Annotated in this window: 9 protein-coding genes; 3 read left to right on the top strand and 6 right to left on the bottom strand. The window is 62.7% G+C overall.

Features of this window, described 5'->3' with window-relative positions; all coding sequences use genetic code 11:
- Positions 1-15 precede the first annotated feature (15 nt).
- The 5 genes from VG561_RS12315 to VG561_RS12295 form a co-directional block, all read right to left on the bottom strand.
- Positions 16-912, bottom strand: coding sequence for a hydroxypyruvate isomerase family protein (locus tag VG561_RS12315; RefSeq protein ID WP_423179625.1), 897 nt, complete (start codon positions 910-912; stop codon positions 16-18).
- Positions 913-1423: 511 nt separating this feature from the next.
- Positions 1424-1969, bottom strand: coding sequence for an Imm57 family immunity protein (locus VG561_RS12310; protein ID WP_160314160.1), 546 nt, complete (start codon positions 1967-1969; stop codon positions 1424-1426).
- A 232-nt stretch (positions 1970-2201) separates the two neighbouring features.
- Entirely contained in the window at positions 2202-2594 is a 393-nt protein-coding gene (locus VG561_RS12305; protein WP_139319620.1) for a hypothetical protein, read from the bottom strand.
- The gene (locus VG561_RS12300) at positions 2584-7143 is read right to left on the bottom strand and encodes an RHS repeat-associated core domain-containing protein (RefSeq protein WP_423179624.1); all 4560 of its coding nucleotides are present in this window, start codon (positions 7141-7143) and stop codon (positions 2584-2586) included. The genes VG561_RS12305 and VG561_RS12300 overlap by 11 nt, the downstream gene beginning before the upstream one ends.
- Positions 7144-7633: 490 nt before the next feature.
- Positions 7634-8206, bottom strand: coding sequence for a single-stranded DNA-binding protein (locus VG561_RS12295; protein WP_043034165.1), 573 nt, complete (start codon positions 8204-8206; stop codon positions 7634-7636).
- 291 nt (positions 8207-8497) lie between these two features.
- Between VG561_RS12295 and VG561_RS12290 the strand changes: the two genes are divergently transcribed.
- The 3 genes from VG561_RS12290 (at position 8498) to VG561_RS12280 (ending at position 14158) form a co-directional block, all read left to right on the top strand.
- Entirely contained in the window at positions 8498-9529 is a 1032-nt protein-coding gene (locus VG561_RS12290; RefSeq protein ID WP_014646297.1) for a LacI family DNA-binding transcriptional regulator, read from the top strand.
- A gap of 129 nt (positions 9530-9658) precedes the next feature.
- Entirely contained in the window at positions 9659-10561 is a 903-nt protein-coding gene (locus VG561_RS12285) for an ABC transporter ATP-binding protein (RefSeq protein WP_046429400.1), read from the top strand.
- Between the two features lie 12 nt (positions 10562-10573).
- On the top strand, positions 10574-14158 hold the full coding sequence (locus VG561_RS12280) for an ABC transporter permease/M1 family aminopeptidase (protein WP_423179623.1): 3585 nt from the start codon (positions 10574-10576) through the stop codon (positions 14156-14158).
- Between the two features lie 115 nt (positions 14159-14273).
- Here VG561_RS12280 and VG561_RS12275 read toward each other — a convergent pair whose 3' ends face one another.
- Positions 14274-14591 (bottom strand): hypothetical protein, encoded by a 318-nt coding sequence (locus VG561_RS12275; protein ID WP_032960678.1) that lies wholly within the window; start codon positions 14589-14591, stop codon positions 14274-14276.
- Positions 14592-14656 lie beyond the last annotated feature (65 nt).

Below are 14656 nucleotides of genomic sequence, written 5' to 3'. Positions count from 1 at the left end.
TGGGTGGATATCGTTTCAGACGTCGCAGAGGCGGATCGCCTCGCGCAATGAGGCAACGGGATCGGGCGCTGCAGGCGTGAATTCCTGCGCCAGATACCCCTTGAAACCGGTGTCGCGGATCGCGCGACAGATGGCCGGATAGTGGAGCTCCTGCTGGTCTCCAATCTCGTTCCGGCCCGGCACGCCTGCAGTGTGGTAATGCTTGAAGCAGGCGTGATGCTTGCCGATGGTGGCGATGATGTCGCCCTCCATGATCTGCATGTGGTAGATGTCGTAGAGCAGGCCGAAGTTGTCCGAGCCGAGCCGCTGGCACAGCTCCACGCCCCAGGCCGAGTGATCGCACAGGTAGTCGTGGTGATCGACCCTGGAGTTCAGCAGCTCCATCACCAGCACCACGCCGCGCTTCTCGGCATGCCCGAGGATGCGCTTGAGGCCCGCCTCGGCATTGGCCATGCCGTCCTGCGGGTCCATGCCGTTGCGGTTGCCGGAGAAGCAGATGAGGTTGCGGTAACCGGCATCGGCGACCAGGTCGATGTGCCGCGTGTAGCGCTCCACCAGCGGGTCGTGGAATTCGCGGCCGGCAAAGCCCTTGGTCAGGCCCAGCTCCGCGCCATTGCACATCGAGCTGTAGACGCCATTCGCCTTCAGCGTGGGCCAGTCTTCCGGGCCGACCAGGTCGATGGCGGCGAAGCCGATGTCCTTCACCGTCGTGCAGAGCTGGGCGACCGACAGCTGCGGGAAGGTCCAGCGGGCCACGGAGTGTTGCAGGTTGCCCTTGAGCGCTGCAGTGGCGGCGAATGCAGGCAACGCTCCCGCAATACCCAGGGCTACGCCTCCCGCAACCGCCATGCGCAGCGCATCACGCCGCGTGAGCCCCATCGCCGGGGCCGGTCTGATCGAATGGATGGACATCCACCTACCGGCCTCCCAACCGGTATCAAACGCAACGATTCACAGCAATGCAATCGATTGCACCATAGGGGAGGAAATTGCCTGTTTGCAAGTCGCGGCGCACGAAAACTGATGCTGCGGAGCACAATGCCAACGACATCGCGCAGAAAGAAAAGCCCCGCATTGGCGGGGCTTTCTTTTCTAACCAAATCAGTCGCCTGAGATGAAATCTACTGGTTTTTTGCTCAAGCGAGCGAACAAAATCAGTACTTCTTCAACGCCCCGAGCCTATGCATTGGCCCTTTTCTCGGAAGCATTGAATGATCACTGGGCGTTCGTAGGCTCACGAACCATATCAACCAGTTCCTGGATGTCTTCGTTCTGCATCCGGGTGCACCCCGCCGCCAGGGCCCAGCCCTGCCTCGGAGACGGCGGATTGCAGAACTGCATAGCTCGCGACGGCGAGCGACAGTAGTCAACCAAGCCAAGGCTTCGCGAAACGCGTACGCATCAGCTTTTTCCGATGACCGACTCAGACGCCGTCACAGTCACCACCTGCATTGGCTAGTCGGATAACTTCACGCAGGGAACCCTGGATGTCCGCCACTGAGCTGCAAATGTTCTCGGGCGCCACGTCGAACTTTGCAGGGCCGGCCCGACGCTTGAAAGCAGCAAATTCGGACATGCATTGCCCTGCCAGCTTCTTGGCATCCAGCTTCGACGCGGCCTGAACCACTGAATTGCCCTGCGCAGCGAGGTAGCACTTGTAGTCCTCTGAAAGCGCTCCATCCATACGGAATCGCGACAGTTCAACCAAGTGCAGAGGAGCGGCAGCACTCCTGCTGCCCCCTATCAAGGCGAGACCAAGCTCAGCACCGTCTGCTCCTGCACAAGCATATGGCGTCTGAGAGCACAGTGACTTGCTCTCGGAACTTTTGTGCACCACCAGCGAGGCAAGAATAGAGTGTTCGGCCATCTCAATGTCCGCCGCGAGTCTCTCTGACAGCGGACGGGCAGCTAGCGAGGACCCAAATTGAGCACAAAAGACGAAGCACGAAATCAGTGCGGTGGTTTTCATCGACTCACCAGAAACGTCGGAAAGGCGCGCAAACTGACACATCTTAACTCTCCACTCCTGCTCGGGGGCGAATCAAGAACAGCACTCTCGCGCAAAAACTTGAGAAACTCATCGAAGACAACGCTGCCAGCCAGGCACGGCTCGGAGAGCAACCTAACCAAAGCGTAGAGCTCGTGACGTCGAGCGAAAGTAATCGATCAATCCGAGGCTTCGCGATTAGCGAACGCTTCAGCTATTCGTCTTCGTCACCTGCAGCCTCAACGCTATTGTTGATGAACTGGAGTGCCTTGCGGTGCTCTTCAAGGACCGTGTCGTGAGCGGGCATTCCAGGACGAGCAACCTTAGAGAAGGCATGAATGACCTCCTTAACTTCCTCGTATCGCTCCAACCGAAGCAAGCAATCCACCAATCCAGACGCGACCAACACATCGTGAGGACGAAGCTTCTCAAGCCCACGAAGTGCCCACAGGGACAACTCAGTATCATCGCTCCGAAACCCAATCCCAACAAGAAACAACCACGCGGCGTCACAAGCAGGTTCGCGCTTTACAAGATTCAAAAGGTGGTAACGCGCGCCATTGTCGTCACCCGCCTCAAGCATCTTGGTAATTTCATTAATATCCATCAAGATCGCTCTGCTTCATTAACTTCTGACACCGATAGGGAACGCACCCAAGCATGCAGCGCGCCAAGTTCCCACCCCAGACGCCCGGCTGATCGAAATCACCCTTAGCGCGCGTGCAGGTAGTCTTACAGCCCTGAATATGGCTTTGGCAATCAGCAATGAAGTCATCGTCATCTCCGTCGGCACACGCAGATCTGATCAATGCAACAGCCATCTGCGACGCTGGGCTATTCGGATTCAGAATACCGTTCGGACCAACCCCCAGCATCTCACCCGCCTTAAGAGCATTCCTAAGGCTATCGCTGTTGAACTTTGGACCAAAATCCCAATTGCCGTTCGGATTGCTGAGGTCGCCCCCATTGTACGCCCCAACGGCCCCCGGGGCGCCCGTGACCACCGGGGGCGGGGGCGGGGGCAGTAAAGGAATGGCCAGCATCCCATCGGGGTCAACCGAGGTGAGAGGGTTGCCCTTCACGTAGCCGTAGGTGCTGATTCCCCCCTGCAATCCGAGCGGGTCTGACGTCACGAAGCGGCCACTGGCGGGATCGTAGTCACGCTGAACGTTGTAGTGAAGGCCGCTCTCAGCGTCGTATCGCTGCCCAGGGAAGCGCATCGCGAACTCAAAAAGCGTGCCGTCCTGGTCCGGATCCTCGTTTGGTGCCGTCACACCGAACGCTTCCCCCTTCAGATCCCAACTCCAAACTGCGACGTCACGGGCTGGGTCAACGACAACGCGAGGGGTGCCCAGATGATCCGGCTGAACGTAGTAGAGCGCGCTACCCTTCAGCAATCCGACAGGCAGGTTGTCCAACCAGATCACCTGCTGACGCGCAATACCCGCCTGGTCGTATTCCCCCAGCCATTGCCCGCGCTCATCGTAGAGACTCAGTGCTGAGGCACCTCCAGCCTTGCGGGTTATCTGCTGGCCAAGATCGTTGTAATGATATTCCGCAGCAACCGTGCCGTTTCGCTTCACCGCACTCAGGCGTCCCATTGCATTGTAAGCAAACTCCCGTTCCACGCCTTGGATCGAAAGCGTGTTGCCAGTCGCATCGTAGGCACGCGACACGCCCCCGACGCTTTGCAGGCGGTGACTGTCGGACGGATAGACGTAGGCTTGATCAGCTCCATTGACCTTCGCAGACATGCGATTGCCCGTGGCGTCGTAGGAGTAGCTGTCGATGATCGAGCCAGTGGCCGCATCCTTGAAAGCAGTCAGTCGGCTCAAGGCGTCGTAGGTCAGCGATACAGACGCTGCCCCAGTCCCGCCGGCGGTAAGGCCGGTCAACTCGCCCACAGCACTGAACGAGAAGGCTGCATTCAGTGCTCCCGAGCCACTGCCGATCAACGCCGACGGACGGTAATCCTGGTCAACGTCTCGCGCCAGTGTACGCCCGTTGCCGTAGGCCCAGCCTGCAGAGGGGCCGAAGGGATGGCGCTTTGCACTGGAAAGCAACACGACACGAGCAGCACCCGGTCGAGTCACGCCGATCTCGGTGATCATGCCGGCTGCATCTCGCTTGTAGTCCGCCACCGTTCCGTCAGGATAGGTGACAGAACGAAGTCGGCCAGCATTGGTATAGGTATAGCTGACGCCTACGCTCTGCCCCGATGACGTCTGCACCTTGCGCGTCACATTTCCGGCGCGATCGTAGCAATACTGGGTTTTAGCGCCGTCATCCTGCATGGATGAGAGCCGCCCGCTTGCAAACGACTCACCAGCTGAGCAGATGGTCTCGACTTGGTCATACACGTATGACGCAACAATCGCTTCGTTCCCATAAACCTTGCGCACCACGCGCCCCAGGGCATCGTATGTGTAGCTGCTAGCCGTGCCATTGGCGTCAACCTGCCTCGCCGGCTGCCCTGCACTGTTGTAACTGGCAGTGGTTGCGCCCGTGTCGGGGCTCTGACGGCTCAACAAGTCGCTCAATCCTGAATAGCCGTAAATGGTCGCCAGGCCTTTGGGATCGACAACCTTGGTGGTCCGGCCTTCGGCGTCATACTCGTATCGCGTCTCGACCGCCAACCCGGCAACATCCTGAAGCACCCTGCTGGGCCTTCCATAGGGATCGTAGTCAAACTGTGTCTTGCGCTTCAGGGCATCGGTGATGAGCTGGACGTTGTTCGCCAGGTCATAAGTAAAGTCGGTTGAATTCCCCGCTGCCGTCTTCTGGGACACCAGTTGCCCCAACTTGTTGTAAACGCGAGAGAGCGAACGCTTCAGTCCACCACCTGCGTCGAACACCTCCTCTTTGGTGCGATTGCCTGCCACATCGAGGGTGTAGCGAATGTGGTTCCCGGCCCCGTCATTGATCTGGACGAGACGGTGCGCATCGTCGTAGGTGTAGCTGAGGGATACTCCGTCGGGGTCAACAACCGATGCGACATTGCCTGTCGCATCATAGGAAAGGGAGGTCACTCGATCGTTGGTAGACGCAGTTCCGTCCACGCTGCTCCGCTCGGTTATCGAGGTGAGCTTGCCTCGAGTGGAATAGCCAAAATCATGGATCGTGCCGGTCGCGTCTCGAAGGCGGCTGACACGTCCATTTCGGTCGTAGGCCAGCCGTGTCGTCACTTGACCCAAGGCATTGGTCTCGGTCTGAAGGTCACCAGCGCGGTGGCAGGAGCCCCCGAGAACGCCGCAACCCGACTCATCCGCGGTCAGGTAGTAGCTGTACCCGGTAACGTCCTGAACATCGGACCGCGGCCCGTCTTCGGCAAGGACAAGACCGACTTGCGGGCAGTGGGTGGCATCCACCGCCGAGCAGTAGGCGGTAGTCCATTGACGAACCCCAGCGGGTGCATTGGTTGCAGTTCCGCACACATACCCGACCGCAGCCGAATTGGCAGGATCCACCTCGCACCGCGCGACCTCCAGGCCCAACGCGTTGTACTTCCATGAGCTGCTGGAAACGGCCACGCCCGCAGAGTTCTTTACCACCCGACTAAGGGGCGAACGCAGTGCGCTATCCCACGTGGTCGTCGTGGTGCGCTGCTGGGGGGTGTCGGCGGCGTCAACCTGTTCGGCCAGCAACCCGTCTGCCGTGTAAGTGGTCCTTGTAGTGATTCCCTTGAAGTCCGTGACCGACGCCGGGTAGCCGTTCACGTCATAGGTCATGGCCTTGTAGGGTTGGTTGCATTGGTCACCGCAGGCGGCCGAACCGCCCGCGGGCATCAGACGCCCCTTTCCTGTATCCACGAAGCCCAACTTGGAAGTTGCTCCGAGTGGCCCCTTGACAGTTACTGGCAGCGTTCCCTTCCACGTGGAAGCGGCATAGTCCAGGGTTGTGGTATCAACGCCGCCGGCGAACTCCGCGTGATAAGCGCGATGGGTGTAGTCGAATTTGATGGTCTCGTAACGGACGCCTTTCTCATCCACAATCCCTGTGAGGAAGGACGTGCCTGCGACAGTGGGGCTGTTGGCTGTTTCGTTGTAGATGTAGCCCTTGCTTGTGGCGTCCGGATAGGTCACCGAGGCAAGCTGTCCTGCGGGGTTGTAGCCAAATGTTTGCGATGCACCGTCTGGCAACATCATCGTGGTCAATCGCGATGAGGCATCATACTTAAAGCTCAACGTGCGCCCGCTGGCGTCGCCAACGGTCAACAGGAGTCCAGCGACTGGCGCCACGTCCGCCGGCGTGGTTGCGTCCGAATACTGCAAGGACAGAAGCTTCTTGCCAGCAGCGTCGTAGACTTCCTTCAGCAAGCCTGTCGCATCGTAGATTTCGGTTTGGCGGTTCGCCGCCAACTGCAATGCATAGCCGGTGCCCGCCTCTCGATCAACGAGCACGTCTGCGACATCGGCGTCGACAGTCCAGCCGCTTGAGGTTCGAGTGAACCGCTCTGAACTGCCATCCGGCCGAATAGCACGGATGAACGTGTATTCTCCGGCCGCTCCAGTATTGGAAGCTAGCACCTCAAGTCGCCGATCAAACAGGTGGCGCCACTGAGGCCCCAAGGAAGAACCCGGAGCACGGGGAGAACTGTTGTAGAACCGCCGGAACATCAGGCCTGACGGAGATTCGAAGTCGGTTTCCTGCCGGTAAAAGTTGCCGGTAGACGTATTGATCGGATCGCCCTCAAACGGGCTCCCTGGGTCACGGGCATTGGCCTTTGAAGCACTGTCAGCAGCACCACGAGCCCCGGTTCCATCGGTTGCAGAGCCAAGCCCGGCTGAACAGCGTTTCTGACACCCTCCGAAATTCTTCTGGGGCTGTCCAATCAATATCTCGGAAGCAAAAACATTGTCACTTGCACTCCCGTTGACGTAGATCGTCGCCGCCCAGCCATCGTTGCCGTATCGCACGGTAACAACGGGCGGCTTGGTGCACTTAGGGTCCTGTTGGCAAGGGGCTTGGATCTTCCCGACCAGGAAGTTGACCGCAGCGCCGACGCTCTCAAACGAGCCAACCCCGCGGAACGACTGGACCTTATAGGGAGGGCCGTAGTAGGTGGCTGCACTTGCAGTCGATGTACCGCCTAATGCTAGGCAGAAGGAGAGAATTGCGGCAGCCTTGTGGCTGCGCAGGGGCATTGCAAATGCCATTGGTACACACTCCATGTGAAAGACAACTGGCAAGTCCGGCCAAAGGATTCCATCCGACATCAGTCCTTAATGCGCGGAACGAACATCTTGTCCCCCCAACCTTGCTGGGGATGGGCAAATCCTAGAGCAAGCTAATGACAGATTTTGTGCGACAAGACAATCTTTGGAGAAGCACACCGCAATTGAGCATAGGCCCGCGGTAACCGTGTCCACAGGGTGTGCGACAGCCACGCGCCAGCTCGTTAGGCTTATGCCTGTCCTTCGCACGCCGTATCAAGACCCGACGAAGCCATGCACCAGCGATGGGCTCGAGCAGACGGCTTTCCCGTGCCGCTCTCCATTCTGATTCGCTATGGTGTGTCGCCAGTCATCCATCAACACCCTGCCGCAAGTAGAAGGTTAGATCACGGCTGGATTCTGCCTAACGAAAAAAAGGCCCCCATCCACAACGATGAGGGCCTCTATCAACACTAAAACCGTCAAGTAGGAATCAGAACGGAATATCGTCGTCAGCGAAGTCGTCCATCGGCGGCGCCTGCTGCGGCTGCGGGCGCTGGTTGCCGCCCTGGTTGCCGTAACCCCCGCCCTGGTTGCCGCCCTGGTTGCCATAGCCACCGCCCTGGCCGCCACGCTGGCCACCGCCGCCACCGCCATACTCCTGGCGCGGCGCCTGCTGGCGCTGCGGACGATCGCCGCCGTAGTTGCCACCACCACCGCCACCGCCTTCACCGCGGCCGCCCAGCATCTGCATTTCATCGGCGATGATGTCGGTGGAGTACTTCTCCACGCCGTCCTGGCCGGTGTACTTGTCGTAGCGCAGGCTGCCTTCGACGTAGACCGAGCTGCCCTTGCGCAGGTACTCGCCGGCGATCTCGCCGAGCTTGCCGAAGAACACCACGCGGTGCCATTCGGTGCGCTCCTGCTGGTTGCCATCCTTGTCCTTGCGGACGCTGGTGGTGGCCAGGCTGATGCGGGTGATCGCCATGCCGCCCTGGGTGTATTTCACGTCCGGGTCGTTGCCGAGATTGCCGACCAGGATGACTTTGTTGATGCCGCGCGCCATAGGTACCTTCGTCCGTTGTCCAGGGGCAGACCGCCAGTGATAGCACAGCCCCGGGCGGGGTGCAGTACGCTGAGCCGCCCCTGGTGAAATTTGGGGGAATGCGAGAACGACGCATCTTACCATTGCCGCCGCCTTCCGCCCGGTCAGGAGACCCCGACCGCACCGAAGGATCAGGCTGATTTCCTTGTCCGGCAATAACTTACCTGCGCCCAGGCCGACGCCCGGAGGGGCATTCGCGTCTGCGCATGGCATCATGCCCGGGCACCTCCCACATGCCCGCTCCGCCCACACATGACGATCAAAGGCAAAGCCACCTCCCTGGACATCGCCCACCTGGCCGGGGTCTCCCAGCCGACCGTGTCGCGGGCCCTGCGTGGCAGCCCGATGGTCAACGCCGAGACCCGTGAGCGCATCCTGCGCATTGCCCGCGAGCTGAACTACAAGGTCGACAAGAATGCCTCCAGCCTGCGCCTGCGCAATGCCGGCACGCTGGCCCTGCTGTTCTTCGAGGACCCGACCAACGACGACTCGCTGATCAACCCGTTCTTCCATTCGATGCTGGGCTCGATCACCCGCGCCTGCGCCCTGCACGGGCAGGACCTGCTGGTCTCGTTCCAGCAGCTGTCCACCGACTGGCAGGCCGATTACGAGGACAGCAACAAGGCCGACGGCATCATCCTGCTCGGCTACGGCGACTATCACGAATCGCGCGACCGCCTGCAGCGGCTGGTCGAACAGGGCACGCACTTCGTGCGCTGGGGCGCCGCCCTGCCCGGCCAGCCCGGTGTCTCGATCGGCAGCGACAACTTCCAGGGCGGGCATGACATCACCACCCACCTGCTGCAGCAGGGCTGCCGCCGCATCGCCTTCCTCGGCCATGCCTCCAGCCACTACCCCGAATTCCAGGAGCGCTACCGCGGCCACGTCGCGGCCCTGCAGGACCACGGCCTGGCCGCCGAACCGGCGCTGCAGCACGATGCGATCACCACTGAAGCCTCCGGCCAGGAAGCCTGCCAGGCCCTGTTGGCGCGCGGCGAGCCGATCGATGCGATCTGCGCGGCCAGCGACCTGATCGCCATCGGTGCGATGCGCGCCCTGCGCGAGGCCGGGCTGCGGGTGCCGCAGGACGTGGCGGTGACCGGCTTCGACGACATCCCGCTGGCCGCTTCGGTATCCCCCGCGCTGACCACGGTGCAGCAGGACACCAAGCAGGCCGGCCAGCTGCTGGTGGAACGCCTGCTGGCGCTGATCGGCCGGCAGCCGGTGGACAGCCAGAGCATCCCGGTGAAGCTGGTGGTGCGCGAATCATCCCTGCGCGGGTAAGCGCCGCTGGGCCGGCGCGCTGGCCAACGCACGACGGCGGGATTCTCCCCCCATGACCAACGGCGGATGCGCACGGAGGCGGTTGCGCGGATAACGCGCAGACATTGCCCATGGAAAGGTGTACGTCGCATGCTGAAGATCGATTCGCTGTCCAAGACGTACGCCAACGGCGTGCATGCCCTCAACAACGTCACCCTGGACATCCCGCGGGGCATGTTCGGCCTGCTCGGCCCGAACGGCGCCGGCAAGTCCTCGCTGATGCGCACGCTGTCCACCCTGCAGGAGGCCGACAGCGGCACGGTGACGCTCAGCATTCCGGGCGAGGCGCCGATCGACGTGCTGCGCGACAAGGACGCCGTGCGCCGTCGGCTGGGCTACCTGCCGCAGGATTTCGGCGTGTACCCGAAAGTCAGCGCGCTGGACCTGCTGGAGCATTTCGCAGTGCTCAAGGGCCTGACCCAACGCGCGCAGCGCCGCGAGGTGGTCGATGGGCTGCTGCAGCAGGTGAACCTGTGGGATGCCCGCAAGCGCAAGCTGGGCACCTACTCCGGCGGCATGCGCCAGCGCTTCGGCATTGCCCAGGCGCTGCTGGGCGACCCGCGGCTGGTGATCGTCGACGAGCCCACCGCCGGCCTCGACCCGGAGGAACGCAACCGCTTCCTCAACCTGCTGGCGGCGATCGGCGAGAACGTAGCGGTGATCCTGTCCACCCACATCGTCGAGGACGTGACCGACCTGTGCCCGACGATGGCGATCATGAACAAGGGCCAGGTGCTGCTGACCGGCCGCCCCAGCGAAGCGATCAACGCCCTGCAGCACCAGGTCTGGCGCAAGCAGGTCGATCCTTCGGAGCTGGCCGACCATGAAGCGCGCTACGTGGTGCTGTCGACCCGCCTGGTCGGTGGCCGCCCGGTGATCCATGTGCACAGCGCCAACGACCCCGGCGACGGCTTTGCGGCCGTGGCTCCCGACCTCGAAGACGTGTACTTCCAGCGCCTGCGCCTGCAGGCCCGTGCTCGCGCAGCAGCCTGAGCGGAGCACGCCATGATCCTCGATTTCTTCCGTTTCGAGCTGCGCGAGCAGCTGCGTTCCCCGCTGCTGTGGCTGCTGGCCGGGCTGTTCGCCCTGCTCGCCTTCGCCGCTGCGTCCAGCGACGCCGTACAGATCGGTGGTGGCAGCGGCAACGTGCACAGCAACGCGCCCACCGTGATCGCGCAGATGCTGGGCATCTTCACCCTGCTCGGCATGCTGGTCACCGCCCTGTTCGTCAGCAATGCGCTGCTGCGTGACTTCGAACTGGGCACCGCCGAGCTGATCTTCGCCAGCCCGGTGCAACGCCGCGATTACCTGGCCGGCCGCATCGCCGCCGCCCTGGCTACCGGCCTGCTGTTCTACCTGCTGGTCGCTTTCGGGCTCTGGCTGGCACCGTTCATGCCCTGGGTGGACGCCGAGCGCATGGGGCCGATCAGCTGGCAGGGCTATGCCTGGAGTTTTGCGGTCATCGTCATTCCCAACCTGTTGTTCACCACCGCGCTGCTGTCATTGCTGGCAGCGGTCACGCGTTCAATCCTGTGGGTCTACATCGGGCTGGTGGCCTACCTGGTCCTGTTCGGCGCCAGCGCGGCGGTGCTGCGCGACATCGACAACACCTGGCTGGCGGTGCTCAGCGAGCCTTTGGGCATGCGCGCCCTGTCACGCACCATCCGCTACTGGTCCACCGCCGAGCACAACAGCGGCGTTCCCGGCCTGGCGGGCTACCTGCTGGCCAACCGTGCCCTGTGGCTGGGTGTGACGGCGCTGCTGTTCGCCGCCACGTTCGCCCTGTTCCGCACCGAGCGCAGCGGCAGCGGCCGTCGTCGCTGGGGCCGCCGGCAGGCGCAGCCGGTTGCCGACGCCGCCGCCCTCCGGCCCAACCGCAACCCGTTGCCGCGCGTGGTACCGGCATTCAGCGCGACCACCGCGTGGCAACAGTTCCTGCGCCAGGTGCGCTTCGACACGCGCGGCGTCCTGCGCAGCGTGCCGTTCATCGTGCTGCTGGTGCTGGGCCTGGCCAATTTCCTGCCCAACGCGCTGTTCCGGCAGACCCTGTACGGCACCTCGATCTGGCCGGTCACCTCGCAGATGATCATGGCCCTGCAGGGGGCCTTCAGCTGGCTGCTGGTGATCATCGTGCTGTTCTTCGCCGGTGAGCTGGTGTGGAAGGAACGCAGCGCGCGCATCAACGAAGTGACCGATGCCATGCCGGTGCCGAACTGGGTACCGCTGCTGGCCAAGTTCACCGCACTGCTGGCAGTGATCATCTGCTTCCAGGCCGCCGGTGCACTGGCGGCGATGGGCGTGCAGCTGGTCAAGGGCTACACCCACCTGGAGCCGCTGCTGTACCTGCGCAGCCTGGCGCTGGATTCGGTGATCTACATCCTGATGGGGGGCCTGGCACTGGTGCTGCAGGTGCTCACCAACAACAAGTTCGTCGGTTACGCGCTGCTGATCGTGGTGATGATCGGCCAGGGCGTGCTCGGCATGCTGGACTACACGCAGAACCTGTACACCTTCGGTGGCTGGCCCAACGCTCCCTATTCGGACATGAACGGCTACGGCCACTTCCTGCCGGGGCAGCTGGCATTCCAGGGCTACTGGGCGCTGTTCCTGCTGACCCTGATGTGCCTGGCATCGGCGCTCTGGGTGCGCGGTGTCAGCCAGGGCCTGCGCCAGCGCCTGGTCCTGGCCGGCCGCCGCCTGCGCGGCCCGACCGGCGTCTTCGCCGGACTTGCGGCATTGGCCTTCGCCGGCGTGGGCAGCTGGCTGTACTGGAGCACCAATATCCGCAACGAGTTCATCTCGCCCGACCAGCAGCTGGACCTGCAGGCCCGCTACGAGCGCGAGCTGTCGAAGTACCGCACCCAGCCGCAGCCGCGCATCGTGGCGGTGGACAACCGCGTGGACCTGTTCCCGGAATCGCAGTCGATGGTGATCGATGCGAACTGGACGGTGCGCAATACCCATGCCACGCCGATCCAGGACGTGCATGTCTCGATGGGCGATGACAAGCAGCTGGTCGACGTCGACCTGGGTGGGCAGACGCTGTCGTTGCACGATGCCGATCTCGGCTACCGCATCTACCGCCTGCAGAAGCCGTTGCAGCCGGGCGAAACCCGCAGCGTGCATTTCCGGGTGGTGCAGAAACCCAACGGCATCACCGCCGGGCTGGCGCCGAGCAACATCGTGGACAACGGCACCTTCTTCAACAGCCGCGTGCTGCCCTCGTTCGGCTACAACGAGGGCGCCGAGATCAGCGACCGCAACGAGCGGCGCAAGCGCGGCCTGGGTGAGCCGCGGCGCATGCCCAGGCTGGAGGACGACGCCGCGCGTGCCAACACGTACATTGCCAATGATGCCGACTGGCTCGACTTCCGCACCACGGTCTGCACCGCACCGGACCAGGTGGCGCTGGCCCCGGGCTACCTGCAGCGCGAGACCACGGTCAACGGCCGGCGCTGCTTCAGCTACGCCATGGACCGGCCGATGCTGAACTTCTATGCCTATCTATCGGCACGCTGGGAGGTGCGCAAGGCGAAGTACAAGGACATCCCGATCGAGGTCTACTTCGACCCGGCGCACGGCTACAACGTGGACCGGATGATCGAGGCGGTGCAGAAGTCGCTGGCCTATTACGAGGCGAACTTCACTCCGTACCAGCACCGCCAGGTACGCATCATCGAATTCCCGGGCTATGCCCGCTTCGCGCAGTCGTTCGCCAACACCATCCCCTATTCCGAGGCCATCGGTTTCATCGCCGACCTGCGCGACCCGGACAAGGTGGACTACGTGTTCTACGTGACCGCGCACGAGATCGCGCACCAGTGGTGGGCGCACCAGGTGATCGGCGCCAACGTGCAGGGTGCGACCGTGCTGTCCGAATCGCTGTCGCAGTACTCGGCCTTGATGGTGATGGAGCAGGAATACGGCCGCCAGCACATGCGCCAGTTCCTCAAGCGCGAACTGGACGGCTACCTGTCCGGCCGCGGTGGCGAAGCCATCGAGGAACAGCCGCTGGAACGCGTGGAAAACCAGCAGTACATCCACTACCAGAAGGGTTCGCTGGTGTTCTACCGCCTGCGCGAGGAAATCGGCGAGCAGGCGCTGAACCGTGCGTTGAAGCGCTTCCTGCAGGACAAGGGCTACCAGCAGCCGCCGTACACCACCTCACGCGAGCTGCTGGGCTACATCCGCGCCGAGACCCCGGCCGACCGCCAGCAGCTGGTCACCGACCTGTTCGAGAAGATCAGCTTCTACGACAACCGGGTGATGGCCGCCAGCGCCCGCAAACGTGCTGACGGCCGCTACGACGTGACCCTGGACCTGCATGCCGCCAAGCAGTACGCCGATGGCAAGGGCAGGGAGAGCGACGCGAAGATGGATGACTGGGTCGAGATCGGCGTGTTCACCACCGGACCGTCGGGCAAGGAGCGCGACCAGAAGGTGCTGTACCTGCAGCGCCACCACATCACCAGCGCCGCGCCGAAGATCACGGTGACGGTGGATGAAAAGCCGGACGAAGCAGGCTTCGATCCCTACAACAAGCTGATCGACCGGGTGAGCGATGACAACCGGCGCAAGGTGACGATGTGAAGCAACGGGGCGCCGGCCGATGTGCCGGTGCTCCGCGCGACGCGTGCGGGCTTGGCTTGGCCTTGCTGTAGTGCCGAGCCCTGCCCCGCACACCGTCCACGACAACCGCGAAAGTTCAGCGCACCGGGGCCTTCGGCCCCAGCAACGCCAGCAGCACGAAGACCACGATCGAGGCGACGGTGCCAAGCACCGCCGGCAACCCGAATGCCCACGCCGGACGGCCCTGCTGGCGCGCCCACTGGCCCAGATGCCAGGCCGCCCCCAGGTTGATCAGCCAGGCAATGGCGAACACCGGCCACAGCACCATGCCCACCGCACGCAGAACAGGCATGGACACCAGTGCGGCGACGATGGCCGCGAACAGGAAGACCAGTGCGGAGCGGGAATGGCGTGATCGTGCCGGTGCGTCGGCGGGTGATTCGCTGAATTCCATGGAGAGTGCCTCGATCCCGATGTAGTCCAAAGGGGATCACGTACGGTGCCCGAATGGAAGCTCTC

It is taken from the genome of Stenotrophomonas sp. CASM110, from assembly GCF_049384345.1.
Taxonomy (GTDB): domain Bacteria; phylum Pseudomonadota; class Gammaproteobacteria; order Xanthomonadales; family Xanthomonadaceae; genus Stenotrophomonas; species Stenotrophomonas muris.
Note: the sequence above shows the minus strand (reverse complement) of the source record. Positions and strands in the feature narration are given on the sequence as shown.